The organism is Streptomyces sp. NPDC014733, assembly GCF_043083385.1.
Classification (GTDB): domain Bacteria; phylum Actinomycetota; class Actinomycetes; order Streptomycetales; family Streptomycetaceae; genus Streptomyces.
This window is the reverse complement of the sequence record NZ_JBIBYO010000004.1, coordinates 421,424-447,358: the sequence shown is the minus strand read 5'-3', so window position 1 is coordinate 447,358 and position 25,935 is coordinate 421,424. Positions and strand designations below refer to the sequence as shown.

18 protein-coding genes and 1 pseudogene are annotated in these 25,935 nt (G+C 73.4%); 8 read left to right on the top strand and 11 right to left on the bottom strand.

Annotation, left to right across the window (positions count from 1 at the left end):
* The first annotated feature begins 84 nt into the window (after window positions 1-84).
* Window positions 85-702: a maleylpyruvate isomerase family mycothiol-dependent enzyme gene (locus tag ACF1BH_RS13120; protein WP_391642537.1), complete on the top strand. Its 618-nt coding sequence runs from the start codon at window positions 85-87 to the stop codon at window positions 700-702.
* A gap of 43 nt (window positions 703-745) precedes the next feature.
* Here the strand turns inward: ACF1BH_RS13120 and ACF1BH_RS13115 are convergent, their stop codons facing one another.
* The 3 genes from ACF1BH_RS13115 to ACF1BH_RS13105 all read right to left on the bottom strand — a co-directional run bounded on the left by ACF1BH_RS13115 (window position 746) and on the right by ACF1BH_RS13105 (window position 8,452).
* Window positions 746-3,706: a glycoside hydrolase family 2 TIM barrel-domain containing protein gene (locus ACF1BH_RS13115; RefSeq protein ID WP_391642536.1), complete on the bottom strand. Its 2,961-nt coding sequence runs from the start codon at window positions 3,704-3,706 to the stop codon at window positions 746-748.
* 169 nt (window positions 3,707-3,875) lie between these two features.
* Window positions 3,876-5,201, bottom strand: coding sequence for an SWF or SNF family helicase (locus tag ACF1BH_RS13110; protein ID WP_391642662.1), 1,326 nt, complete (start codon window positions 5,199-5,201; stop codon window positions 3,876-3,878).
* Window positions 5,202-5,281: 80 nt separating this feature from the next.
* On the bottom strand, window positions 5,282-8,452 hold the full coding sequence (locus tag ACF1BH_RS13105; RefSeq protein WP_391642535.1) for an SNF2-related protein: 3,171 nt from the start codon (window positions 8,450-8,452) through the stop codon (window positions 5,282-5,284).
* 147 nt (window positions 8,453-8,599) lie between these two features.
* Here ACF1BH_RS13105 and ACF1BH_RS13100 point away from each other — a divergent pair, with 147 nt between their 5' ends.
* Together ACF1BH_RS13100 and ACF1BH_RS13095 are read left to right on the top strand one after the other, a co-directional pair.
* The gene (locus ACF1BH_RS13100; protein WP_391642534.1) at window positions 8,600-8,782 is read left to right on the top strand and encodes a hypothetical protein; all 183 of its coding nucleotides are present in this window, start codon (window positions 8,600-8,602) and stop codon (window positions 8,780-8,782) included.
* A 468-nt stretch (window positions 8,783-9,250) separates the two neighbouring features.
* Window positions 9,251-9,655, top strand: a complete 405-nt coding sequence (locus ACF1BH_RS13095; protein WP_391642533.1) for a VOC family protein — start codon at window positions 9,251-9,253, stop codon at window positions 9,653-9,655.
* Between the two features lie 573 nt (window positions 9,656-10,228).
* Here ACF1BH_RS13095 and ACF1BH_RS13090 read toward each other — a convergent pair.
* Entirely contained in the window at window positions 10,229-11,041 is an 813-nt protein-coding gene (locus tag ACF1BH_RS13090) for a hypothetical protein (RefSeq protein ID WP_391642532.1), read from the bottom strand.
* Between the two features lie 181 nt (window positions 11,042-11,222).
* Between ACF1BH_RS13090 and ACF1BH_RS13085 the strand changes: the two are divergent.
* Window positions 11,223-12,154, top strand: a pseudogene (locus ACF1BH_RS13085) (oxygenase MpaB family protein).
* Here the strand turns inward: ACF1BH_RS13085 and ACF1BH_RS13080 are convergent.
* Together ACF1BH_RS13080 and ACF1BH_RS13075 are read right to left on the bottom strand one after the other, a co-directional pair.
* A complete protein-coding gene (locus tag ACF1BH_RS13080) occupies window positions 12,151-12,768 on the bottom strand; it encodes a class I SAM-dependent methyltransferase (RefSeq protein ID WP_391642531.1) in 618 nt (205 codons plus the stop codon). The pseudogene ACF1BH_RS13085 and the gene ACF1BH_RS13080 overlap by 4 nt on opposite strands.
* Before the next feature lie 163 nt (window positions 12,769-12,931).
* Complete coding sequence (locus tag ACF1BH_RS13075; RefSeq protein WP_391642530.1) at window positions 12,932-13,360, bottom strand: PPOX class F420-dependent oxidoreductase; 429 nt, start codon at window positions 13,358-13,360, stop codon at window positions 12,932-12,934.
* A 155-nt stretch (window positions 13,361-13,515) separates the two neighbouring features.
* Here ACF1BH_RS13075 and ACF1BH_RS13070 point away from each other — a divergent pair, with 155 nt between their 5' ends.
* Window positions 13,516-13,935 carry a roadblock/LC7 domain-containing protein gene (locus ACF1BH_RS13070; RefSeq protein ID WP_391642529.1) on the top strand — a complete coding sequence of 140 codons (420 nt, stop codon included), beginning with the start codon at window positions 13,516-13,518 and terminating at the stop codon, window positions 13,933-13,935.
* A 66-nt stretch (window positions 13,936-14,001) separates the two neighbouring features.
* Window positions 14,002-14,937: a DUF6397 family protein gene (locus ACF1BH_RS13065; RefSeq protein WP_391642528.1), complete on the top strand. Its 936-nt coding sequence runs from the start codon at window positions 14,002-14,004 to the stop codon at window positions 14,935-14,937.
* On the opposite strand, the gene ACF1BH_RS13060 is transcribed toward ACF1BH_RS13065, so the two are convergent.
* Window positions 14,874-15,734, bottom strand: coding sequence for an acyl-CoA thioesterase (locus ACF1BH_RS13060; protein ID WP_391642527.1), 861 nt, complete (start codon window positions 15,732-15,734; stop codon window positions 14,874-14,876). The genes ACF1BH_RS13065 and ACF1BH_RS13060 overlap by 64 nt on opposite strands.
* A 37-nt stretch (window positions 15,735-15,771) precedes the next feature.
* Window positions 15,772-18,285 carry a DEAD/DEAH box helicase gene (locus tag ACF1BH_RS13055; protein ID WP_391642526.1) on the bottom strand — a complete coding sequence of 838 codons (2,514 nt, stop codon included), beginning with the start codon at window positions 18,283-18,285 and terminating at the stop codon, window positions 15,772-15,774.
* 133 nt (window positions 18,286-18,418) lie between these two features.
* Between ACF1BH_RS13055 and ACF1BH_RS13050 the strand changes: the two genes are divergently transcribed.
* Window positions 18,419-19,210, top strand: coding sequence for a metal-dependent hydrolase (locus ACF1BH_RS13050; RefSeq protein WP_391642525.1), 792 nt, complete (start codon window positions 18,419-18,421; stop codon window positions 19,208-19,210).
* Between the two features lie 164 nt (window positions 19,211-19,374).
* Here the strand turns inward: ACF1BH_RS13050 and ACF1BH_RS13045 are convergent, their stop codons facing one another.
* Window positions 19,375-21,156, bottom strand: coding sequence for an ABC transporter ATP-binding protein (locus tag ACF1BH_RS13045; protein ID WP_391642524.1), 1,782 nt, complete (start codon window positions 21,154-21,156; stop codon window positions 19,375-19,377).
* Window positions 21,153-23,021, bottom strand: a complete 1,869-nt coding sequence (locus ACF1BH_RS13040) for an ABC transporter transmembrane domain-containing protein (RefSeq protein ID WP_391642523.1) — start codon at window positions 23,019-23,021, stop codon at window positions 21,153-21,155. The genes ACF1BH_RS13045 and ACF1BH_RS13040 overlap by 4 nt, the downstream gene beginning before the upstream one ends.
* A 504-nt stretch (window positions 23,022-23,525) precedes the next feature.
* Between ACF1BH_RS13040 and ACF1BH_RS13035 the strand changes: the two genes are divergently transcribed.
* The gene (locus ACF1BH_RS13035; protein WP_391642522.1) at window positions 23,526-24,266 is read left to right on the top strand and encodes a L,D-transpeptidase family protein; all 741 of its coding nucleotides are present in this window, start codon (window positions 23,526-23,528) and stop codon (window positions 24,264-24,266) included.
* 42 nt (window positions 24,267-24,308) lie between these two features.
* Here the strand turns inward: ACF1BH_RS13035 and ACF1BH_RS13030 are convergent, their stop codons facing one another.
* Window positions 24,309-25,778, bottom strand: a complete 1,470-nt coding sequence (locus tag ACF1BH_RS13030; protein ID WP_391642521.1) for a Gfo/Idh/MocA family protein — start codon at window positions 25,776-25,778, stop codon at window positions 24,309-24,311.
* Window positions 25,779-25,935: the final 157 nt, after the last annotated feature.

Genomic DNA, 25,935 nt, shown 5'->3' with positions numbered 1-25,935 from the left:
CTTGGACGCGGGGAGCGGCTCCCGTACACCCTGGAGACACGGTGAGCGGCTCCGCCCACCCCATGAGCACACGGGAGAACGACGATGGACATCAGGGCCCTGATCGCCGCGGAACGCCAGGAGCTGGCGGACGTCTGGGACGGCCTGCCGGACGCCTCCTGGGACGCGCCGACGCTCTGCGCGGGATGGCGGGTCCGCGAGGTCGTCGCCCATATGTCGCTGGGCTTCCGCTATTCGCTCGCACGAGTCGCACGGGAGCTGCTGGCGGCCCGCGGGAGTCTGCACCGGATGACCGACCGGTGCGCCCGCCGCGACGCCGCCGTCCTCACCCCGCGGGAGCTGGCCGAGGCGCTCCGCACCCATGCGCACCACCCCTGGAAGCCGCCGGTCGGCGGGTTCGTGGGCGCCCTGGGCCACGACGTGATCCACGGCCTGGACGTCACCGTCGCGCTGGGCCTGGACCGCCGCGTGCCCGAGGACCGGCTGAGCGTCCTCCTGGAGAGCGTCAGACCCCGGACCGTACGGTTCTTCGGCGCCGCGCTGGACGGTGTCGCGCTCCGCGCCGACGACCGGGACTGGACCTACGGCACCGGCGCCCCGCTCACCGGCTCCGCCCAGGACCTGCTGCTCGTCGCCTACGGCCGCAGGCTCCCGCCGGGCCGCCTCCGGGGCGAGCGGAGCGACCGCTTCACCCTGAGCTGAGGGAGCCTCGGCGAGACGGCCCGGTGCCCGCGTCACGGCCGCCTCACCGCACCGCGGAGAACGTGAACGCGAACCGGGCGGGCCCGGCCGCCAGCCGGTACCGGGGGAGCACACCGGGACCGCAGGAGCGGCTGCCGAGACCGTGCTGCGCGTGATCGAGGTGGAGCCACACCTGCTCACCCGGCGTCAGATCCGTGGTGTGCCGCGCCGCGTCCAGCTCCTCGGTGGTCCAGCGCCGGGCCGTGAGGAAGAACTCCGGTACGCCGTCGATCCGCAGGCCCGTACCGTCGGCCCGGGTCAGCTCCGCCCACCGCACACCGGGCCGGGCACCGTTCTCCTGCGGGCGGACGTACGGAGTCTGCAGCGCGTCGACGGACGACTCCCAGCGCCCCAGACGCGCGGCCGCCCGGCTGTCGGGGTAGCCCTCGCCGGGCCCGCCACCGCACCACCGCGCCCGGCCCAGGCTCCCCGCCACCGCCATCCGCAGGCCCAGCCGGGGGAGCGGCACGTGCCATTCCCCCTCGGGTTCGACGACCACCTCCAGCCGCAGCAGCTCCGCCGTGGCCGTCCAGCGGTGGACCACACGCAGCGCCGCATCCGTCCCGGCGGCCGCTACCCGGGTGTGCACCGTGAGCGCCTCCGACGAGACGGTGACGGCGTCGGTGCGGTGCCGCATCCGGTGCAGACCGGCCCGGCGCCAGGCGGCGGCGGGACCCGGATCCGGCTTGTCGGCCGCCGCCTCGTCGTTGTCGGTCGGCGCCCGCCACACATCCAGCCGCGGGCCGCGCACCGCCTCCCCCGCCACCGCGGTGAGCAGGCCCGTCGCCGGGTCGAAGACCCCGGGGCCCAGCGTGAGATCCGCCCCCGACCGGCGCGGCGCCACCGACGGCCGGGCGGGCGGGCCGGAGCGGCCCCCGGGCGCCGGTGCGGGCAGCTGGCCCCAGGCGACCTCGTGCCCGGCCGGTGCCCACGCCGTCGCCTCCGCCAGCACCGCCCGGACCGTCCACCACGCCTCCGGTGCACCCCCGTCGGCGCGCGTCCCACCAGGTGAGGGGGGCACCGGCGGCAGCGCGACCTCGGCCGTCGCGCCCGCCGCGGTGTCCGGGACGGCCAGCGTGCCCGAGGCGCGTGCCACTCCGTCCACCTCGTACGCCCAGTGGAACGCCAGCCCCGAAAGGTCCGCGAAGTCATGGAGATTGCGGATCACGACCGTCCGCGGCGGGCCCTCGGCGTCGCCGCCCGCCGTGATCCGTACCGGCTCGACGACCTTCTTCAGCTCCGTCAGCCCCGGGGACGGCGTACGGTCCGGGAAGACCAGCCCGTCGCAGACGAAATTGGCGTCGTGCAGCTCCTCGCCGAAGTCGCCGCCGTAGGCGTGGAATTCCGCTCCCTGCGGGGTGGTGTGACGCAGCCCGTGGTCGAGCCACTCCCAGACGAAGCCGCCCTGGCAGCGCGGGTAGGTCTCGAACAGCCGTTGATACTCACTCAGTCCGCCCGGGCCGTTGCCCATCGCATGGCCGTACTCACACAGGATGAACGGCAGGTCACGCCGCCGGGCGGCCAGGGCGGCGCCGGCCGGCGGCTCCTCCGTCCGCCGCCCGATCCGTTCCACCTCGGCGTGGTCGGCGTACATCCGGGAGTACACATCGGTGTCGGCGCAGCTCGGGTCGCCCTCGTAGTGCAGTGGCCGGGACGGATCGCGTCGCCGCATCCAGGCGGCCATCGCGGACAGCCCGCGCCCGGTGCCGCATTCGTTTCCCAGCGACCACATGATCACGCTGGGGTGGTTCTTGTCCCGCTCGACCGTGCGGCGGGCCCGGTCGAGCAGCGCGGGCTCCCACCGCGGATCGTCGACCGGGTTGTTCCGCCAGCCCAGCGCCCGGAAGCCGTGGGTCTCCAGATCGCACTCCTCGACGACCCACATCCCCAGCTCGTCACAGAGATCGAGGAACGCCGGATGCGGCGGATAGTGGCTGGTGCGCACCGCGTTGAGGTTGTGCCGTTTCATCATCAGCAGGTCACGCCGCATCGTCCCGCGGTCCAGGGCGCGGCCCCGCTGCGGGTCGAACTCATGGCGGTTGACGCCGCGCAGCAGGATCCGGCGGCCGTTGACCCGAAGCAGCCCGTCCGCCACCCGGACGGTACGGAAGCCGATCCGCAGCGGAATCCGCTCGCCCGGCGTGACCAGCTCGCCGTCGTACAGCACCGGGTTCTCCGCCGTCCACGGGCGGACGGCGACGGTCGCGCTCTCGCCCGTCGCCAGCTCCAGGCCGAGCGACGGCACCGTCACCCGGCCCGGTGGATCGCAGCTGACGCGGAGCGTGCCGAGGCCGGTGGTGTGGTCGTACCCGGCGTGCACGAAGTGGTCGGCGACCGCGCCCTCGGGACGGCTGTGCAGCTCCACCTCGCGGAAGATGCCCGGCAGCCACCACTGGTCCTGGTCCTCCAGATAGCTGCCCGACGACCACTGGTGCACCCGGACGGCCAGGACATTGCCGCGGGGGCGCAGCAGCGGGCCCACCGCGAACTCATGTGCCAGCCGGCTGCCCTGGAAATGGCCCAGCTCCGTGCCGTTGAGCCACACCCGGGCGCAGGACTCCACCCCGCCGAAGTGCAGGACCGACGGGCCGTCCGGCCAGTCCGGAGGCAGATCGAAGCGGTGGCGGTGATCGCCGGTCGGGTTCTCGTCCGGCACCCGCGGCGGATCGACCGGGAACGGGTACGCGGTGTTGGTGTACGCGGGCGCGCCGTGTCCCTGGAGCACCCAGTGGCCCGGAACCTCCAGCTCCGCCCACCCGGCGTCGTCGAACTCCGGGGCGGCGAAAGCGGTGTCCTGGTCGGTGGCGGTGGCCGACAGCCGGAACCGCCAGTGGCCGTTCAACGACAGCCGGACGGCGTCCGATCCGGCGTACCAGGGCCGGGGCGGCAGTGTGCCGCTCCCCGGTGACCGGTCCTCGTGATACGGCACGGTGGTCCGGCCGGGCGCCGGTGGGGTACCGGTCATGGCTCCTCCTCGCTGCGGGGCACCGGCCCGGTGGCGGGCCGTGGTGCGACGGGGGTCGGTGCGATGGGGATCGGTCCAGCGAAGCACGGCCCGCCGCCCGCCCGCAGGAGGGCGGCAGGGATCAGCCGGACACCCGGGCGCACCCGGGGGCCGGGGCGGACGACGAGCGCTACCCGGCGCCCGCCCCGGCCCGCGGATCCGGGGCGTCCGGGCCGGATATCGCGGTGACGAGCGCCGCCGCCGGATCCTCCGCCGCCGGTCCGGCCGGCGCCCAACGGCCCTGCTCCTTGCGGTACGGCCACCAGCGCCCGTCCCGCCCGTGACGCAGTTGCGCGTCGCCGCCCCGCACCGTCCAACGGGCCCGCGACATCCGCAGCTCGGGCCGCGCGGTCTCCGGCCAGGCGGCGGCCAGCTGCGCCCGGGCGCGTACCAGATCGGCCGGATCCGGCACCCGGTCCTCCTCCAGGACGTCGAGCGCCGCCGCGCCGCCCAGCCGCCAGGCGCGGACCGCCAGCGCCATGGCCCGCGCATCCCGCCCCGAACCCGCCGTCAGCCGTGCCGCGGCCTCGGGCCCGGGGCCGGCGGCGGCCAGCCGCACGGCGTCCTGCGCGCGGGTGAGCGCGGGCGGTGCCTGCCCGGGCCGCGCGGCGAGGGCTCCGGCCAGCAACTCCCGGGCCCGCGCCGCCGCGTCCGCCCGCAGCAGCTCCAACGCCGCGACCTCCACCCCGGGCTCGGGCGGGGTGCCGCCCGCGAGGGGAGCCGGGGCGTCCCAGGTCTCCACGGGAGGCGGCGGATCGGGCAGCGGCGGCAGCGCTTCCTGCGCCGCATAGACCTGCGCCGCGGGAGCGCCGACGACCGCCGGCGGCCGGTCCCCGGAGGCGTCGGCGGCCCGCGCCGCGCTCCTGGCCTGCAACTCGTCCAGCAACTCCCGCTCCCCGCGGCCGCGGACCAGCAACAGCAGGAACGGGTCCTCGTCCAGCAGCCGGGCCAGCTGGTGGCAGAGCGCGACGGAGTGCGCGCAGTGGTCCCACTCCTCGCAGCTGCACTCCGACTCCAGATCGCCGATGCCCGGCAGGAGTTCGATCCCGATGTCGGACGCGTCCTCGGCGAGCACCGGCGGCATGTCACGGTCCAGCAGGGCGGCGATGTGCCCGGCGCGGTCCGCCATCACGTCCAGCAGCCGGTCCCACTCCCGCGGGCTCAGCTGTTGCAGCAGGACATCGGTGCGGTGCCGGGTGTGATCGCGGTCCTGCACCATGGCCGTGATCCGGCCCGGACGCACCGACACGGCCCCCACCGCACCGGCCCGCGCATGCCGCCGCCCCTGCTTGACCTGCTGCCCGTCGAGCGCGGTGTCCTCCAGCGCCTTCAGCCACGCCCGGCCCCACCAGCTCTGCGCGAACGCCCCGCCGCGCACTGCGGGCAGCGCTGCGAACGTCCGCTCGGGCACCGCCTCACGCCCGCCGGAGGAAGCACCCCCGTACTCCGCCCGCATCTCCTTCACGAAGCCCGTCACCCCGTCCCCCTCGCCTTCCCGTACGTCGTGTCCGTCGTGCCCCTGATGCGGCCGCCCCGTCATCCGGGCTCTCCCCGCAGGGTGACCAGCTCCGCCAGCTCGGCGTCGGTCAGCTCGGTCAGCGCCGCCTCGCCCGCGCCGAGCACCGCGTCGGCCAACTCCTGCTTACGGGCGAGCATGCCGGCGATGCGGTCCTCGACCGTGCCCTCCGTGATCATGCGGTGCACCTGGACCGGCTGGGTCTGCCCGATGCGGTACGCACGGTCGGTGGCCTGGGCCTCGACCGCCGGATTCCACCAGCGGTCGAAGTGCACGACATGGGAGGCGCGGGTGAGGTTGAGTCCGGTGCCCGCCGCCTTCAGCGACAGCAGGAACACCGGCACCGCGCCCTCCTGGAAGCGCCGCACCATCTCCTCCCGCCGCGCCACCGGCGTCTGACCGTGCAGCATCTGCACGGGAATGCCGCGCCCCGTCAGATGCCGCTCCAGCAGGCGCGCCATCTGTACGTATTGCGTGAACACCAGCACACTCGCCTCCTCGGCCAGCAGGGTCTCCAGCAGTTCGTCGAGCAGTTCCACCTTTCCCGAACGCCCGGCGATCCGCGGGGAGTTCCCCACGCCCTCCGAAACCGGCGCACCCGTAGGAGCCCCGGTTTCCGTCACCGGAACGTGTGCCTCCGGCCGAACGGAGGAGATCGTGGCGGTGCAGTCCAGCTCCTTGAGGTACTGCGCCGGGTGGTTGCAGATCTGCTTGAGCGAGGTCAGCAGCCGGACCACCAGCCCGCGCCGCGCGAACCCGTCCGTCCCCGCGATCTCCGCGAGCCCCTCCCGCACCACCGCCTCGTACAGCCCGGCCTGTTCTGCGGTGAGGGCCACCGCGCGGTCGGTCTCCGTCTTCGGCGGCAGTTCGGGGGCGATCCCGGGGTCCGACTTGCGGCGGCGCAGCAGGAACGGCCGCACCAGCCGCGTCAGCCGCTCGGCCGCGGCCACCGCACCGGGGGAGGCGGCGCCGCCCTCGATGACCTGGGCGTATTGCCTCCGGAACCGGCCCAGCGGTCCCAGCAGCCCCGGTGTCGTCCAGTCGAGGACGGCCCACAGCTCGGAGAGGTTGTTCTCCACGGGCGTGCCGGTCAGCGCCACCCGCGCCCGGGCAGGCACCGTCCGCAGCGCCCGTGCGGTCGCCGAGGCGGGGTTCTTCACATGCTGCGCCTCGTCCGCGACGACCAGCCCCCAACCTGCCTCCGCCAGCCGCGCGGCGTCCAGCCGCAGGGTGCCGTACGTGGTGAGGACGAACGCGTCCGGCGCGAGACCGGCCAGACTGCGCCGCGCGCCGTGGTAACGGCGGACCGCGGTGCCCGGGGCGAACTTCTCGATCTCCCGCTGCCAGTTGCCCAGCAGGGAGGTGGGGCACACCACGAGTGTGGGGCCGGCGGTCTCCGGGGTGCCCGCACGGTGCAGATGCAGTGCGATGAGCGTGATCGTCTTGCCCAGCCCCATGTCGTCGGCGAGGCAGCAGCCCAACCCGAGTGAGGTCATCCGGTGCAGCCATTCCAGTCCGCGCAGCTGGTAGTCGCGCAGGGTGGCGGCGAGCGCCGCGGGTTGCGACACAGGTGCCCGGTCCGGGCGTTCCGGATCGGCGAGCTGGTCGCGCAGCGCTGCCAGTGGACCCGTCACCTCGACCGCGACCCGGTCGCCGGCATCGGTCTCGGCGCTGCCGGTCAGCGCGGCTCCCAAGGCATCGAGGGGCGTGAGGACGCGGTCCGTGCGCCCCCGGGCGGCTCGTAGCGCCTCCGTGTCGACCAGCACCCACCGGTCCCGCCACCGCACCAGCGGCCGGCCGGCCTCGGCGAGCCGGTCCAGCTCCGCCCGGCCGAGGGCCTGGCCGCCCACCGAGAAGCGCCAGCTGAACGAGAGCAGCGCATCGGCCGACAACAGCGCCGCCGCGCCACCGGACCACCCGCCCCACTCCGCACCGCCGTCCTCCCGCGGGGCGGCATCCGCGGCGCCGTCCTCGGCGGCCACCGCCGGCGCCGCCTTCCCCACCACCGCGTGGCTGGTCACGCCGGTGACCAGCTCCTTCGGCCAGTGCACCTGCACCCCGGCGGCGGCCAGCGACCGTCCCGCCGGACCCAGCAGGGCGACGACCTCCTCGTCGTCGAGCTCCAGCGTGTCCGGCACCGCCGCCGAGAGCAGCGGCGCGAGCGGCGCCCACGCGGCGGCCGCCCGACGCAGCGTGACCAGGGTGTCCATCCGGGCCCGCGCGCCGAACGCCTCCCCGGTCGCCGGGCTCCCGGCCCACACCTCCGCCGCGTCCGCCACCACGCCCGGATCCGTCACGCTGTGCACCTGGAGGACGGCCGCGAAGGTGAGGCTCCCCGGGGCGGCGAGGAGCTCCGGCGCGCCCGCCCCGGAGGCCGTGGACAGACCGCCGGGCCCGCGGACCTCCAGCCGCAGCGAGAGCCGTACGCCCGCGTCGTGCCCGGCGGCGATCTCCGCCGCCCAGGCGTGCTGCTCCGGGATGTGCTGCGGGGCGGGCGCGGCGAAGGCCGGGGCGCCGGTGACGAGATCGGCGGCGGGGGAGCGGGGCAGCCCGTCGGCCACCGCATCGAGGAAGGCCCGCAGATGCCGCTCCGCTTCCGGCAGCACGACGCCGTCCGGAGCGGAGCTGTCCGCAGCGGGGAGTGGCGCGGCGCGCGCGTACGGCGGCATGGCGGCGGCCAGGGCACGCACCCGCTCCCCGTCCGCCGCATCGAACGGCCCCAGCCGCCAGGCGTCGTACCCATGAGGGCTCAGCCCGGGCAACAGCCGCCCCCGCGCGACGAGTTGCAGCGCGACCAACGCCGCCGTACCCCAGAAGGCGACGGAGGGCTCCGCGCCGCCCCCGCCCCGGGCGCGCGTGAGCAACGGGAGCGCCGCCGCGACGGGCAGCAGAAGGGCCGGTACGTCACGGAGCGCGATGCCGTTGCCGTCGCCGGGGAGCGCGACCGTCAGCCGATCGGTGGTCGCGGGCAGCTGCCCGTCCGGCACCGGTACGAGGGCGGCACCGGGCACCGTGGTGGTCGCGGCGTTGAAGGAATCCAGGGCGGTGTCCAAGGGCGCACCGTCCGGACGCCAGAAGGCGATCTGTCCGGTACGCGGTGGGTCCGCCGGCAGGAAGGTGGCCGTGCAGCCGGCGAGGGCGGCCGACAGATCCGGCCGACGGGCGGAGGGTGACAGCGGGAGGCGGGTCACGGCGAAACGGACTCCTCAAGTTTGACTACTGTCCGATGTGGCGCCCGAGGGTACAGGACGCGCAAGCTGTTCATGGAACCTGCGGCGCCTGGACGGCGTTCAAGAAGTGACAGAGCGCGGTACGTGCCGCGGAAGGGGAGTGAATCGATGTCCACACGCGCGAAGGTCGCAGTGGGTGGCGTCGCGGCAGGAGTCATCCTGCTGTGGCTGCTGCCGCTCTGGGCGGCCCTCCTGGTGATGGTCGGGGTGCCGGTCGTCGCCTATCTGACGCTGGACCCCTCCCAGCGCCGCCGCCTGCGGCACGTGAGCCGCAAGCAGCTGGGTCGCTGAGACGGGCAGGAACCGGGGCGCCTTCCGCCGGCAGCGGGCGAACACCGTCTGCCGACGGGGGCGCCTCCGGCCTTCCTGAAACCGCCGGTGACCCGGCGCTGTCCGCGATGCATGCGAAGACCGCTCGTGGCACATGCATCCACCCTGCGACGTGCGCCTGAGGCCGTTCGCGCCGACTGAGGTGCCCTCTGCGATGCCGTCGGACCACTCCCCTGCGCGCCCGGCGCCGAAGCGCCCCCCGCCTCGTGAGGGCACGCCCCGACGCCGCGTTCCCCGCCCGTCGGGCGAACGACAGCACTCTGCGCGCACGCCCCGGCTGCGCACCCGCCCTAGGTCTCCGGACCCGGACGTCTTCCCGGGGACCGAGACCATGGCCCGATGCCGGCACGCCCCTCCCGTACCTACGCTCGCGGACACGACCACAGGCGGCCCGTCCGCCGTCGACATCTGCGGCCAAAGGGGGCCACCGTGCCGTTCACCGGCGCCAGCCACATCCGCATCGCCCGGCCTTCCCGCGATCTCGTCCGGGCCGAACGGTTCTGGGTGCGGGGGCTGGACCTCGCGGTCCTCTACCGGGTGACCGGCGAGCCCGGGCTGCCCGACCTGCTCATGGTCGGGCACCCGGACGCCTCCTGGCACCTCGAACTGGTCCATGACGCCCAGCACCCTGAGGAGCCCCGCCCCACCGAAGAGGACCTGCTGGTCATCTATCTGGACGGGCCCGTCCCCGACGAGCTGGTGTCCCGACTCGTCACACACGGCGGCAAGCGTGTCAGCTCACCGAACCCCTACTGGAACGAATGGGGCGTCACCCTCGAGGACCCCGACGGCTACCGTCTCGTCCTGTCCACCCGCGGCTGGTCGAACTCCTGACGGTCCTCCGGGCTGGCCGTCCGGCCCGGGAAATGCCCCGGGCCGGACGGCGTTCCCTCCCCTCTCCTGGCCCTGTCACACCGATCCGCACGCCGTGCCGGTCAGTCCGTGCTCACCCCCGTCGTACGGCCTGCGCGCCCGTGTCAGCACACCGGTACGCCGGGCGCGGCGCCACCGGCCGGTGGTTGTCCGAAGGGTGCCTGCGGACTCCGGTGACCGTGACGGCCCTCCTGCGCAGCCCCGCGCGGGTGTGACCCGTCGCAGAGGCACCGCCGTCCTGGAACACCGCGCCGCGGGACCTACCCGAACCACAGCCGCGGCCCTCTCCGCGAGCCGTCGCGGCCCCCGCGTCCGCGCCCCCTGCGGGCGCTCCGGCGTCCGCCGTGCCGGGCGGGCGCCCCGCCGTTGCGAAGGTCCGTGCGCGTACCTGTCCCGCCACCGTCATCCGAACGCGCGCACCACTCATCACCTGCATCAATGCCTCCCCGTGAGCCTTGTCGACCGATGCAGGACAAGTCCATCACGAGGGTCTGACAATCGACGTCGACGCACCCGGCGACGCCCGGACCACCCTCAGACGGGGCGCGCCGCGAGCGCGTCCAACGACGCCAGCAGCGCGGGGAGTTCCGGGCCACGTCCCACGGGGTGCACCTCGCCCGGCTCCTCGTCCAGCAGCACGAACGCGATGTCGTCGGTGCGGGCCACCATGCTCCACCCCGGGCCGTCCACCCGCAGGGTGCGCGCCTCGCCCGCGGCGAACGACGACCGGACCCGCCCCGGCGGCGGAGGCTGCGTCACATAGCCGCGCGCCTCGTCCAGAACCCGCCGGACACCGCCGTGCGGCTGCGTGCCGGGCGCCACGAATGTCACCTCGCCGGCGGCCTGTTCCCGCCACACCGCCCACTGCATCGCGATCTCGTCGGCACCCAGCCGCCGCTGCGCCGGGCCCCACGCGGAGGCGTCCGGCGGGGTCAGCGGCGGCCGGCCGCCCTCCTCGGGGGCCGGATCGTGCGGCTCGGGTATCCCGGGCGCGGCCACTGCCAGCGCCAGCGGCCAGCCGGGCAGCGCGGCGACGACGCTGTCCTCCCCGGGGGAGAGGTCGTACTCCATACCGCAGTCCCAGGCGGCGACGGCACACGCCACCAGGGACACGTCCTCGGTGGCCACCGTCCACCGGGCGCCCCGGGCGTCCTGCCCGAGGACCAGGCCGTACCCCTCGGCGTACGGTTCGAGGCCGAGGCCCGCGCACACCTCGGGATAGTCGTCGCCCAGCACGCTCGGGAACTGCGCGGGCGTCAACAACACCGCCGTCAGCACGAACAACTCGTCGTCGCCGGCGCCCTCGCTCGTCGCCACGCACGCCACCCCATCCGGTCCGTCCGACATCGTCGGCGCACCTTAAATGGCTCGGTACGGCCTTGTCACCAGAAGCGGGCGCCACCGCCCGCCGTCCGGGGGCCGGACCGCGCCACGGCATCTTCCGGCCACGCTGTCCGGCGTATGGCCGGGACGCGCTCCCAGGCGCCTACAGTCGAAGCCTTCCAACCGAACGGCCGGGGCGTACCAGGTGCAGCGCTACGACTGGCTGAAGGAAATCCGGCGACTCGATCCGGACCGCGACTTCCTGCGGATCTACCGCATCACCGCGACCCACGAATTCCCCTGGGACATGACCCGGGCCCTCGAACTGGCCCTCTACCGCACCTATGCGGTGCCCAGTATCGGCCGCCTGCTGGCCGAGACCGCCGAACTCACCGACCGCACCCAGAAACGCTACGACGACACCGCGCTCCTCCTGGGCGCCGCCGTCGAGCACGGCTTCGACGGCAATCGAACGGCCGCACCGCGATCCGCCGCATCAACCAGATGCACCGCAGCTACGACATCAGCGACGACGGCATGCGCTACGTCCTGTGCACCTTCGTCGTGGTGCCGAAACGCTGGATCGACCAGTACGGCTGGCGCCGGCTGAGTGACCACGAGACCCGCGCCATGGCGACGTATTACGCCACTCTCGGCCGTCACATGGGCATCACCGACATCCCGCGTACGTACGAGGAGTTCGCCCACTGCCTCGACAGCTACGAGGCGGCCCACTTCGGCTGGGACGAGGGCGCCCGGCGGGTTTCGGATGCCACCTTGGACCTCATGGCGGGCTGGTACGGCCCGCTTGCCCCGGTGGTGCGCGGCGCGAGCATGGCCCTCCTGGACGACTCCCTGATCACCGCCTTCCGGTACAGGCCGCCGCATCCGGCCGTCCGTACGGTGGTGCGTACCGCCCTGCGGCTGCGCGCCCGCGCGGTACGGCTGATGCCGCCGCGCCGGCACCCGCACTACGCCCGGCAGAACCCCGAGATCAAGGGCTACCCCCACGGCTTCCGCGTCGCCGACCTCGGCACCTTCCCGGGGCGCTGCGCCGGTGCCTGCCCGGTGCCGCATACGGAAGGCCCGAGTCCGTCGACTGCCCCAGAGGCAGCCGCCCCGGGCGACGCTCCCTAGCGCTCACCTCTGCGCACGGCCACCGCCAGATAGCGGTTCTCCTCGTCCGCGTACCGCACCAACTCCCAGCCCGCGGCGGCCAGCAGGGGCCGCAGGTTAGGCTCCGCCCGCAGGTCGTCCGGGGTGAGCGCCCGGCCCTTCCGGGCGGCGAGTGCGGCCCGGCCGACCGGATGGAACAGCACCAGCCGTCCCCCGGAACGGACCGCCCTGGCCCACTCGGAGAGGCTGTCCGCAGGGTCCGGAACATGCGAGATCAGCCCCGCGGCGAAGACGGCGTCGAGCGCCGCGTCGCCGACGGGAAGGCGGGACGCGTCCGCCAGCAGCAGCGAAGCCGACGCGTCTCGCCCGGCCCGTACGGCGGCGCCCAGCATCTCCGGGGTGAGGTCGGCGCCCAGGACGGTTCCGCGCGCCCCCACCGCCGCCCGGAGTGCGGGCAGTGCCCGGCCCGTGCCGCAGCCCGCGTCCAGGACCCGCTCCCCGGGCCGCAGGTCCAGTGCGGCGACCCCGGCGGCGTAGGCCGGTCCGTCGTCCGGGAAGCGAGCCTCCCAGTGGGCCGCACGCGGACCGAAGAACTCCCGTACCTTCTGCGGGTGTCGGATCTCTCCGTCGGCCATCGGGTTCCTCCGGGGCAGGACGGCGGTCGCCCGGGGAGGGCGGCGCCGGGGCGGAAGGCGCGGTGGACGGGCGGGCCGCCACCGCACCGGTGTCGTGGCCCCAGTGTGCCGCGCGCCGCGCCTTCCAGGGCGACGCGGCCCGAGACCGGACGCCGCCCCGGGTTCATGCCGCGAGGTCGGCCATGGCGATCACCTTGTCGACACGGACCCGGACCACCAGTTCGCCGGGGACTCCGTTGCGCGCCCCGAACTCCTCGGCCCGCTCCTCACCCATGTAGCGCGCCGCGATGCGGGTGGCCCAGTGCCGGACGTCCGGCACGTCCTCACCGATCTCGGCGGTGCCCTGGACGACGACGAACGAGAACGGCGGCCGCTCGTCGTCCACGCACAGCGCCACCTTGCCGTCCCGCAGCAGATTGCGGCCCTTGACGGTCTCCTTGCCGGTGTTGAACACCAACTCGTCGCCGTCCACGACGAACCAGACCGGAGCCACATGGGGGCGGCCATCAGCCTGTACGGTCGACAACTTGCCGGTGCGGGTTCCCTCGGAGAGGAACTTCAGCCACTCTTCTTTCGCCATTTTTCGTGCCATGGGCACATACTCCCCATCCGCAGCGATCGTGCTGCGCAGGGCGCGCCGCAGGGCCGCTTGCCGAGACGCCGGAGGTGGGCCACGCTGGCACAGCAGTCATGTACCGGCTGCCGTCCGCGCCACAGGTGGGGACGGGGACACGGGGAGGAAGCAGCATGGCACTGACCAGCGGGCTCGACTGGCTGCTGGATGATCTGACGCAGCGTGTGGAGAAGGTGCGGCACGCGCTGGTTCTCTCCAACGACGGCCTGGTCACGGGCGTGAGCCAGGGCCTCGCACGGCAGGACGCGGAACATCTGGCCGCGGTCGCCTCGGGCCTGCACAGCCTCGCGAAGGGCTCCGGGCACCACTTCCGCGCCGGCCGGGTGCGGCAGACGATGGTCGAATTCGACGACGTGGTCCTCTTCGTGACCGCCGCCGGGGACGGCAGCTGCCTGTGCGTACTGGCGGGCCACAACGCCGACATGGGGCAGATCGCGTACGAGATGACGCTGCTCGTCAACCGCGTCGGCGAACATCTCGGCGTCGCGGCCCGCAAACCGCAGAGTTATCCACAGGGTCGAGAGCGGAGTTGACCGGCTGTCACACACCCCCGCTACAGTCGTGACTGTCAGTGACCAACTGGATTGCGGGGGATTCCCATGACAGTCATGCACGACGGACAGCAGACGCTCACGATGAGCCGGGCTGCCCATGAACTGGAGCTGAGGACGGGGGAGCTGGAGCTGGCCATCCAGCTCGGCGCGGTCCGCACGGTCCCGGCGGGGGATGCTCCGCGGCCCGCCGCCGCGCACCTCCGGCGCCGAGTCCCCGTCGGAGAGATCCACCGACTGCGGTCCGGGCCGGACTACCCGGACGCCTTCCGGGAGCGGATCCGCACCGTCGGCACCACGGAAGCCGCCGCTCTCATGGGCATCGGCCCCGGCCGCTTCCTGCGCCTGACCAAATCAGGCTGCTTCACCCCGGTCCGGTTCTACGTCAACCGCTACGGTGCCCTCGTCTGGCTCTACCTCGCCTCGGAGGTCGCCGTCTTCGCCGACCGCGCACCCGAGCTGCTGCACTCCAACACCCCGGCGGCGGTACGGACGATGCTCGAAGAGGGCCAGGACTGGCGCGCCCGCCAGTGGCGTGGCCGACGCGTCGCCCAGCTCATGGGACAAGCGGCCGACGCCTGGGAAGCGGCCGCGGTACTCGCTGCGGTGCTGCCTCCGGAGGAATTCGCCTCCGTCGTCCCCGACACGGCGGAACGGGCCGTGCTCCGCGACCTCAAGCCCCACTTCGCCTCCGTGATCACCGCCACCCCGGCCGCCCGCGAGGCCTACGAAAGCGTCCTGGTCGCCGACGCGTTCGACGAGGTGCTGTGGTACCGCGTCAACCTCAACCGAGCCGTCGAACGGGCCCGCGACGAGGCACCACACCGCCCGCGGAGCGTCACCAACGGACCGTCCGCCGTGCCCCGCCGCCGACGCCCCACGGCACCGGCCGGGCCCGGCCGACGCGGACCGTCGGCCTCTCACACCGGCCGGAAGAGGCCCTCCTGGACGACGGAGACCAGCAGCCTGCCCTCCCGGTCGTAGATCGAGCCGCGGGCCAGGCCCCGGCCGCCCGTCGCGATGGGGGACTCCTGGTCGTACAGGAACCACTCGTCGGCGCGGAACGGCCTGTGAAACCACATGGCGTGATCGAGAGAGGCGAGATCGAAGCCGCGTGGCCCCCACAGCGGCTCGACGGGCAGGCGGACCGCGTCCAGCAGCGTCATGTCGCTGGCGTAGGTCAGCGCGCAGGTGTGCACCAGCGGATCGTCACCGAGCGGCCCGACCGCGCGCATCCATACCGCGCTGCGCGGCTCGGCGCCCTCGAGCTGCTCCGGCGTCCACCGCAGCCGGTCGACATACCGGATGTCGAAGGGCTGACGGCGGGCCATGCGCTCCAGGGCCTCGGGCACCGCGCCCAGATGCGCGCGGGCCTCCTCCGCGATCGTCGGCAGATTCTCCGGCCCGGGCACCTGACGGATCGGCGACTGATGGGTGAAGCCGGGTTCCGGCTTGTGAAAGGAGGCGGTCAGATTGAAGATCGTGCGTCCCTGCTGGACGGCGACGACCCGGCGGGTGGTGAAGGAACGCCCGTCACGCACCCGCTCGACCTCGTACACGATCGGCACCCCGGGGCGGCCCGGGCGCAGAAAGTACGCATGGAGGGAGTGGACCGGCCGGTCGCCCGCCACGGTCCGCCCCGCCGCCACCAACGCCTGGCCCGCGACCTGCCCGCCGAAGACCCGCTGGAGGGACTCCTGCGGGCTCCGGCCGCGGAAGATGTTCACCTCGATCTGCTCCAGGTCGAGCAGATCGACCAGCTTCTCCGCCGGATTCGTCATGGCCGGCAGCTCTCCGCCACGGCCTGCCACCTTGCGTTCACAGCTGCCCCACCTCCGTCACCCGCACCACCGCGCGCCCCTCCTCGTCGGAGGCGGCCAGATCGACCTCGGCGGAGATGCCCCAGTCATGGTCGCCGTTCGGGTCGGCGAAGGTCTGCCGTACCCGCCACAGACCGTGCTCCGCATCCTCCTCGATCTGCAGCAGTTTGGGACCACGCGCGTCCGGGCCCGTTCCCAGCTCTTCGTACTCGTCCCAGTAGGCGTCCATCGCGTCGCCCCAGGCATCGACGTCCCAGCCGGAGTCTGCGTCCAGCTCGCCCAGCTCCTCGACCTTGTCCAGCGCCGCGAGCTCCACCCGCCGGAACATCGCGTTGCGGACCAGCACCCGGAACGCCCGTGCGTTCGCCGTGACCGGCCGGACCTGATCCGCGCGCTCCGCGGCCTCCTCCGCCGTCTCCGTCTCCGGGTTGGCCAGCTGCTCCCACTCGTCCAGCAGGCTGGAGTCGACCTGCCGCACCATCTCGCCCAGCCAGGCGATGATGTCCTCGAAATCCTCGGACTTGAGATCGTCGGGGACCGTGTGGTCCAGCGCCTTGTACGCGCTCGCCAGGTACCGCAGCACGATGCCCTCGGTACGCGCCAGCTCGTAGAACGAAGTGAACTCCGTGAAGGTCATGGCACGTTCGTACATGTCGCGGATGACCGACTTCGGCGACAGCGGGTGGTCACCGACCCACGGGTGGCTGTGGCGGTACAACCCGTACGCATGGAAGAGCAGATCCGCCAGCGGCTTGGGGTACTCGACGTCCATGAGCCGCTCCATGCGGTCCTCGTACTCGACGCCGTCGGCCTTCATCTGCGCGACCGCCTCGCCGCGCGCCTTGTTCTGCTGGGCCGCGAGGATCTGCCGCGGGTCGTCCAGCGTGGACTCCACGACCGACACCATGTCCAGCGCGTACGACGGCGACTCCGGGTCCAGCAGGTCGAACGCCGCGAGCGCGAACGTCGACAGCGGCTGGTTCAGCGCGAAGTCCTGCTGGAGGTCGACGGTCAGCCGCACGATGCGGCCCTCTGCGTCCGGCTCCTCCAGCTGCTCGACGATGCCGCCGTCCAGCAGCGAACGGTAGATCGCGATGGCCCGGCGGATGTGCCGCAGCTGATTGCGGCGCGGCTCGTGGTTGTCCTCCAGCAGCCGGCGCATCGCCTCGAACGCGTTGCCCGGCCGGGCGATCACGGACAGCAGCATCGTGTGTGTCACCCGGAAACGCGAGGTCAGCGGCTCGGGGTCGGAGGCGATCAGCTTCTCGAAGGTGTTCTCGCCCCAGTTGACGAACCCCTCGGGCGCCTTCTTCCGCACCACCTTGCGCCGCTTCTTCGGATCGTCGCCCGCCTTCGCCAGCGCCTTCTCGTTCTCGACGACGTGATCGGGGGCCTGCGCCACGACGAAGCCCGCGGTGTCGAAACCGGCCCGGCCGGCCCGCCCCGCGATCTGGTGGAACTCCCGGGCCCGCAGCGTCCGCACCCGGGTGCCGTCGTACTTGGTCAGCGCGGTGAACAGCACCGTACGGATCGGCACGTTGACGCCGACGCCGAGCGTGTCCGTCCCGCAGATCACCTTCAGCAGACCGGCCTGCGCCAGCTTCTCGACGAGCCGCCGGTACTTGGGCAACATCCCCGCGTGGTGCACGCCGATGCCGTGCCGCACGTAACGCGACAGGTTCCGCCCGAACTTCGTGGTGAACCGGAAGTTCCCGATGAGCTTGGCGATCTCGTCCTTCTCGGCGCGCGTGCACATGTTGATGCTCATCAGCGCCTGCGCCCGCTCCACGGCGGCGGCCTGGGTGAAGTGCACGATGTAGACCGGCGACTGGTGGGTCTCCAGCAGTTCGGTCAGCGTCTCCGTCATCGGCGTCGCCCGGTACTCGTACGACAGCGGAACGGGCCGGGTCGCGGACCGCACCACCGACGTCGGCTTGCCGGTGCGCCGCGTCAGGTCCTCCTCGAACCGCGACATGTCACCGAGCGTCGCGGACATCAGGATGAACTGCGCCTGCGGCAGCTCCAGCAGCGGAATCTGCCAGGCCCAGCCGCGGTCCGGCTCCGCGTAGAAGTGGAACTCGTCCATCACGACCTGGCCGATGTCGGCGTCCTTGCCGTCCCGCAGGGCGATGGAGGCGAGCACCTCGGCGGTGCAGCAGATCACCGGGGCGTCCGCGTTCACGGACGCGTCGCCCGTGAGCATGCCGACGTTCTCGGTGCCGAACAGCTTGCACAGGTCGAAGAACTTCTCCGACACCAGCGCCTTGATCGGCGCGGTGTAGAAGGTGACCTGGTCGTTGGCGAGCGCGGTGAAGTGGGCACCGGCCGCCACCAGGCTCTTACCGGAGCCGGTCGGGGTCGACAGGATGAGGTTCGCGCCCGAGACCACTTCGATCAGCGCCTCCTCCTGGGCAGGGTAGAGCGCGATGCCCTGCTGCTCGGCCCAGCTCGAAAAGGCTTCGAAGAGGGCATCGGGGTCGGCGTCGTTCGGCAAATGATCGATGAGGGTCACGCCCCCATACTGCCTGGCCCCGGCCCGTATCCGGGAACCGGCCGCTCATATGGAGATCATCTGGCGTTACGCTGTGTGGCCGACCAGGCGTCACAGAGACCGGACACCGGAATTCAAGGGGTGGGGAACGACCATGATGGGACCGGCGCATTCGCTGTCCGGGGCCGCGGCCTGGCTGGGGGTGGGTGCGGCGGCCGCAGGCGCCGGGTATCCGATGCCCTGGCCCGTGCTCGTCTGCGGAGCTCTGATCTCCGCCGGGGCGGCGCTCGCCCCCGACCTGGACCACAAGTCCGCGACCATCTCCCGTTCCTTCGGGCCGCTGTCGCGGATGGTCTGCGACGTGGTCGACAAGCTTTCGCACGCCGTGTACAAGGCGACGAAGATGCGCGGCGACTCGAACCGTTCCGGCGGCCACCGCACGCTCACCCACACCTGGCTCTGGGCGGTTCTCGTCGGCGGCGGTATGTCGCTCCTCGCCGTCGAGGGCGGGCGGTGGGCGGTGCTGGGCATCCTCTTCGTCCACATGGTGCTGGCCATCGAGGGGCTGCTGTGGCGCGCGGCCCGGGTCTCCAGCGACATCCTGGTGTGGCTCCTGGGCGCCACCATGGCGTGGATCCTGGTGGGCATCCTCGACCAGCCGGGCAACGGCGCCGGCTGGCTCTTCACCGAACCGGGCCAGGAGTACCTCTGGCTTGGTCTGCCGATCGTCCTCGGTGCGCTGGTGCACGACATCGGCGACGCCCTGACGGTCTCGGGCTGCCCGGTCCTGTGGCCGATCCCGATAGGCCGCAAGCGGTGGTTCCCGGTGGGGCCGCCGCAGGCCATGCGGTTCCGCGCCGGAAGCTGGGTGGAGCTGAAGATCCTCATGCCCGCGTTCATGCTCCTCGGCGGCATCGGCGCCCTGGGAGCGCTCGGCTACGTCTGACCCGCAGCCCGGCCCGGGCGGCGCGGCCCGCCGCTGCGCCCGGGCCGACCGCCGTCGCCGCGACCGGCCGGGGCGCCGTGGCGGCCGGGCCGACGCCCGCCGTGCGGGTGCCCGGCCGCCACGTACGGAAGCGCCCCGGCCGTGCGGCCTGGCGCGCCCCCGTCTCAGCCGTGCCAGGAACGCCACAGCGCCGCGTACGCACCGTCGGCGGCGACCAGCTCCTGATGGCTGCCCAGTTCGCTGATCCGGCCGGCCTCGACCACCGCGATCAGATCCGCGTCGTGCGCGGTGTGCAGCCGGTGGGCGATGGCCACGACCGTACGGCCGTCCAGGACCTGCCCGAGCGACCGCTCCAGGCTGCGGGCCGCCCGCGGGTCGAGCAGCGAGGTCGCCTCGTCGAGGACGAGCGTGTGCGGATCGGCCAGCACCAGCCGGGCCAGCGCGATCTGCTGTGCCTGTGCCGGGGTCAGCGCATGACCGCCGGAGCCGACCTCGGTGTCCAGACCGTCCGGCAGCGACCGCGCCCAGCCCTCGGCGTCGACCGCGGCCAGCGACGCCCACAGCTCGTCCTCGGCCGCGCCGGCGCGGGCCAGCCGCAGATTGTCGCGGAGCGAGCCGACGAAGACATGGTGTTCCTGGTTGACCAGCGCCACATGCGAGCGAACCCGTTCGGCAGGCATGGCGGACAGCTCCGCGCCGCCCAGCGTCACCGACCCGGTCCGGGGCCCGTAGATCCCGGCCAGCAGTCGGCCGAGTGTCGACTTCCCGGCCCCGGACGGACCCACCAGCGCGAGCCTGCTGCCGGGCCGTACCCGCAGCGACACCTCGTGCAGCACATCCACGCCCGGCCGGTAGCCGAAGCGCACCCCGTCGGCGTGGACGTCCCGGCCGTCCGGGGTGAGCGCCGCGTCGGTGGCGTCCGGTTCGATCTCCCGGACGCCGACGAGCCGAGCGATGGAGACCTGCGCCACCTGCAACTCGTCGTACCAGCGCAGCACCATGTCGACCGGCTCGGTCATCATCTGCGCCAGCAGCGCACCGGTCGTCAGCTGCCCGGGGGTGATCCAGCCCCGCAGGACGAAGACGCCGCCGAGGATCAGCACCGTGCCGTGGAGCAGCACATACGTCACGTTGATCACCGGGAAGAAGACCGACCGCAGATAGAGCGTGTACCGCTCCCAGCGGGTCCATTCGTGCACCCGCTGCTCGGAGAAGGCCACCCGCCGCCGGCCCAGGCGGTGCGCCTCGACGGTGCGGCCCGCGTCGACGGTCTCGGTGAGGGCGGCGGCCACCGCGGCGTACCCGGCGGCCTCGGAACGGTAGGCGCGCGGGGCGCGGGCGTAGTACCAGCGGCAGCCGATGATCAGCAGCGGGAGCGCGATGACGACGGACACGGCGAGCGGCGGCGCGGTGACCACCAGCCCGCCCAGCAGCAGGGCGATCCAGACCACCCCGATGGCCAGCTGCGGTACGGCCTCTCGCATGGCCTCGGACAGCCGGTCGATGTCCGTGGTGATCCGGGACAGCAGATCGCCGGTGCCCGCCTTCTCCAGGACACCCGGCGGCAGCGCCACCGACCGGACGAGGAAGTCCTCCCGCAGATCCGCCAGCATCTCCTCGCCGAGCACCGCCCCGCGCAGCCGCACGATGCGGACGAAGACGGTCTGCACCAGCAGCGCGGCGAGGAAGAACGCGACGGTGGTGCCCAGCGGGAGGGAGGTGGCGCCGGAGGAAAGGTCCTCGACGAGCCCGCCGAGCAGATAGGGGCCGGCCATCGATGCGACGACCGCCGTGGTGTTCACGCCGATGAGCACGGCGAACGCCGTGCGGTGGCGCCGCAGCAGCCCGGCCACGTAGGACCGCACCGTCGCCGGGGAGCCGACCGGCAGGGTGGTGGCGGTCTGCGGGGTGTCCGGATCGTGCTCCGGTGGAGCCAGGCCGATCATGCGGTCTCCTCGATGGGTGCGGTACGGGCGGTGGCGCCCGCGGGCTGCGGGCGGTCGCCGTCGGGGAGGTCGGGCGGCGCGGTGTCGCGGGTGACGACGGCGCGGTACGCGGGGCAGGTACGGAGCAGTTCGCGGTGCGGAGCGGCGGCGACGAGGACGCCGTCGCGGAGGAAGACCACCTGGTCCGCCCGGTCGAGCATCAGCGGGCTGGCGGTGAGGACGACCGTGGTCCGGCCGGTGCGCAGCGCCCGCAGCCCGTCGGCGATCCGCGCCTCGGTGTGTGCGTCGACGGCGCTGGTCGGCTCGTCGAGGACGAGGACCTCGGGGTCGGCCACCAACGAGCGGGCGAGGGCCAGACGCTGGCGCTGGCCGCCGGAGAGGGAGCGGCCGCGTTCGGTGATCCGGGCCGTACCCGGATCGCCGGACGGGTCGGCCGATGCCTGGGCCAGTGCGGCCAGCACATCGCCGCACTGGGCCGCGGCGAGCGCGTCGGCGGGCTCCACGCGGCCCGAGGCGGGGATGGAGAGGAGGTCGCCGAGGGTGCCGGAGAGCAATGTCGGGTCCTTGTCCTGGACGAGGACGGTGGCGCGCGCCGTCTCGCGCGGCACGTCGTCGAGCGGGGTGCCGCCGAGAAGGACGGACGGCGGGGCATCGGCCGGGTCCGGGGGAGCGGCATCGGGCCCGTCGGAGTCGGTGGGCCGGGGTTCGGCGTCCGGCGCGTGGCCGCCGAGGCGGTCGGCGAGCCGTCCGGCGGCGTCCGGGTCGCCGCAGACCACGGCGGTCAACCGGCCCGCGGCGGCGGTCAGTCCGGTCACCGGGTCGTGCAGATCGCCGGTGAGCGGGCTGTCCGGGGCGACGCCTCCGCCGGTGGTGCGGGTCAGGGCCAGCACCCGGGCGGCGCGGTCGGCCGAGGGACGGGCGAAGGCGTACGCCATGGCCGTCTCCTCGAAGTGGCGCAGCGGGAAGAGGAGGAAGGTGACGGCGCTGTAGACGGTGACCAGCTCGCCGACGGCGATCCGGCCCTGGAGGGCGAGATGGACGCCGTACCAGACCACCGCGACGAGCAGCAGACCCGGGAGGGCGACCTGGACGGCGGAGATCAGCGACCACATGCGGGCGCTGCGGACCGCGGCCCGGCGCTGTTCCTGGGAGGCGGTGCGGTAGCGGTCGAGGAAGAGGTCCTCGCCGCCGATGCCGCGCAGGACGCGCAGTCCGGCGACGGTGTCGGAGGCGAGTTCGGTGGCGCGTCCGGCCTTCTCACGCTGGGCGTCGGCACGGCGGGTCGCGTGTGGCAGCAGCGGCAGCACCGCCAACGCCAGGACGGGGGCGCCGACGGCGACGACGGTGCCGAGTGCCGGTTGGTAGAGGACCAGGGCGACGCAGACGCCGACCGAGGTGACGGCCGCGGCGCCGAACCGGGAGACACCCTCGACGAGCCAGCCGATCTTCTCCAGGTCGCCGGTGCCGACGGTGGTGATCTCGCCGGAGGCGACCCGGCGGGTGAGGGTGGCGCCCATGTCGGTGGCCTTGCGGGCGAGGAGCTGCTGCATCCGGGCGACCGCGGTGATCCAGTTGGTCACCGCCGCCCGGTGCAGCATCGTGTCGCCGAGCGCGACGAGTGCGCCCAGGACGGCCAGCAGCCCGCCGGCGAGGGCCAGTCGGGAGCCGGACCGGTCGACGACCGCCTGGACGGCGAGGCCGACGGGTACGGGGAACGTGGCCTGCGCACCGGTGTGCACCAGCCCCCAGAAGAGGGCCTTGAGCTGGCCGCCCAGTTGGGTGCGGTAGAGCCAGCGGAGGAGTGCGCCGCCACTGCGGGCGTCGGGTACGCCGGGGTCGGCATGGGGAAGGTCGCGAATCTGCATGGTGTCCAGAGACGTCGGGGTGGGGCGCCGGGTGCGGCGCACGGGGGCGGCAGGGCCGGGTGCGGCCCGGGAAGCGCGGGGCGGACCGGGCGGGGAGCGGTGCACACGGTTCGTACGGTCGGTGGCGGTGGCGGATGCGGACCTGAGGGGGAGGGGAGGTCGGAGGGCCCGAGATGGTCGGCGTCGGAGGCGGGTGAGGTCCGGGGGACGGTGCGGTGCCCGTGGTGCCCGCGCCCGCCGCCGGTTCGGCTCCGGGCCGGCACCGTGCGGGTGCGCGCACCGGACGCCGCGGCCCCGCCGGGCAGGGCGGATGACGCGGCGTCGCGGACACGTTCAGGCAGGCTGGCGTGGCGGCCGGTTGATTTCAAACGGTTTTTCCGCGGTGCGGGCCGGTCCGGGCCGCTGCGGACCGGCCGACGGACCGTGACCGGCGGGCGCACGGACCGCGGCTGAGGCGTTGTCGGTGGCGGGTGGGAGCATGGGGACATGCGACATGCGGGTGGTGTGAGGCGAGCCGTGGCGGTGGCCGCGGCGGGGCTGGTGCTGCTGGTGGGCTGCGGCTCCGCCGGTCGGAGCGATGGGCAGGGCGACGACCACGCCGGTGCCCGGGCCCACGGCGGGCACCGTACGGATGGCGGGAGCGACGCCGCCCGCGCCGCTCCGCGCACGCAGGTCCCCGGCATCGGTCCGGCGCTGCGCGCCCGTATCCCGGCCGCCTCGCGCCAGGTCGTCGCCGTCTACGGCCGGGGCGCCGACTCTCCCGACGCCACGCTCGTCCTGTACGACAAGGGCGCCGACGGCTGGGAGGAGAAGGGGAGTTGGGCGGCGCACAACGGGCGCCACGGCTGGACGACGAACCATCACGAGGGCGACAAGCGCAGCCCCGTCGGCGTGTTCACGCTGACCGACGCGGGCGGGGTGCTCGCCGATCCCGGGGCCCGGCTCCCGTACACGCACACGGCGGCGTTCACCCCGCCCACGTACTGGTCGAAGAACACCCGGCACGACTTCGACTACGTCGTCGCCGTGAACTACAACCGCGTACCCGGCCGGTCGCCGCTGGACCCGGAGCGGCCCGAGGGGCAGGCCAAGGGCGGCGGGATATGGCTCCATCTCGACCACGGCAGCGGCACCTCGGGCTGCGTCAGCATCGCCAAGGAGGGCATGGCCGGTCTGCTCCGCGCCCTCGACCCGGCGCGCCGTCCGGTCGTGGTGATGGGGGACCGGGCCCATCTCGAAGGGTGACGCCCGGGCCCGGGCGCAGTGGCCCGGGCCCGCCGCCGGCGGTTACTCCGCGGGCTTCTCCGAGTCCATCCCCGGCCGGGCCTTCTTCCAGTGGCCGCGGGTGAAGTCGGGGATCTCCTGCGGTGTGCCGCCCGCCTTGATGGAGGCGTCGCTCAGCGGGACGGGCGCGGTCCAGGTGGCCGCGTCGTACACGTCGAAGTCCGGTACGAGGCCGAGCCGCATGCACTGCATCATGCGGAAGACCAGCATGTAGTCCATGCCGCCGTGGCCGCCCGGCGGGTTGGCGTGTTCCTTCCACAGCCAGTGGTCCCACTCCGCGTACTTCCCGAAGTCGCCCCACTCGTCGTTGCTGTGGTCGGGCTCGAGGTAGATGCGCTCCGGGTAGTCCTCGAAGACGCCCTTGGTGCCGCCGAGGCTGTTGATCCGGCTGTAGGGGTGCGGCGTGGAGACGTCGTGTTCGAGGCGGATGACGCGGCCCTTGGCGGTCTGCACGAGGCTGATCGTCCGGTCGCTCTCGATGTACGACTCCTTCCAGCTCGGGTCGCCGGGCGGCATGTGTTCCTTGCGGTAGGCGGCCAGGCCCAGTGAGGGGGTACCGAAGCTGGCGATGCGGACCGCGCGGTCGCCGCGGTTGACGTCCATGTAGTTGGCGACGGGGCCGAAGCCGTGGTTGGGGTAGAGGTCGCCGCGGAGGCGGGTGTGCCACAGGCGGCGCCAGGGCCCCTCGTAGTACTCCGGGTCGAACATCAGGCCGCGCAGATCGTGGTTGTAGGCACCGGCGCCGTGCAGCAGATCGCCGAAGAGTCCGGCGTGTGCCATGCGCAGCACCCGCATCTCGTTCCTGCCGTAACAGCAGTTCTCCATCTGGAAGCAGTGTCTGCGGGTGCGTTCGGAGAGGTCGACCAGTTCCCACAGCTGGTCGAGGCGGAGGGCGAGCGGGCACTCCACACCGACGTGTTTGCCGTGGCGGAGCGCGGTCGCGGCCATGTCGAAGTGGCGGTCCCAAGGGGTGGCCGCGTAGACGAAGTCGATGTCGCTGCGGGCGCAGAGGTGGACGAAGTCCTCCTCGCCGTTGGCGTAGACGGCGGGCGCCGGCTGTCCGGCGTCGGTGACCTTCTTCGCCGCCTGCGCGGTCTTCTCCTTCACCGGGTCGCAGACCGCGACGACGCGGACGCCGGGGACCGCCAGAAAGAGATCGATCATGCTGCCGCCGCGGTTGCCCAGCCCGATGATGCCGACGCGTACGGTGCTGCGCGGCTCGAACGGCACCCCGATCATGGTTCTTCCCCGGGGCGCCGGGGCCGCCGCAGCCGGCGCCGCGGCGGGAACGTGCGCGGGGGAGGCGGCTGCGGCCTGGCCCGCCGTGAGCCCGCCGAGGCCGAGGCCGGCGCCCGCGGCGCCCGCGGTCCACAGGACCGAACGGCGGCTGGGGCCGGGCTCGTCGGCGGGGGAGCCCGCGGCCGGGCGGCCGTCGGACGCGGATGCCTGGTTCTGCGGATGGGCCTCGTTCATCGGTCCTCCAGGGGAGCGGATGGCGGGTGCCTACGTGAACCTCGCCCAGGACCCTGGCGGTTGCGCGGCCGATGGCACAAGAGGGCCGGTTGGACGGAGCGTTCGGGCGCTTGGACTTCTCGTCGACCGCCTCGGCAAGGCGTCACGGAGTCCGGTC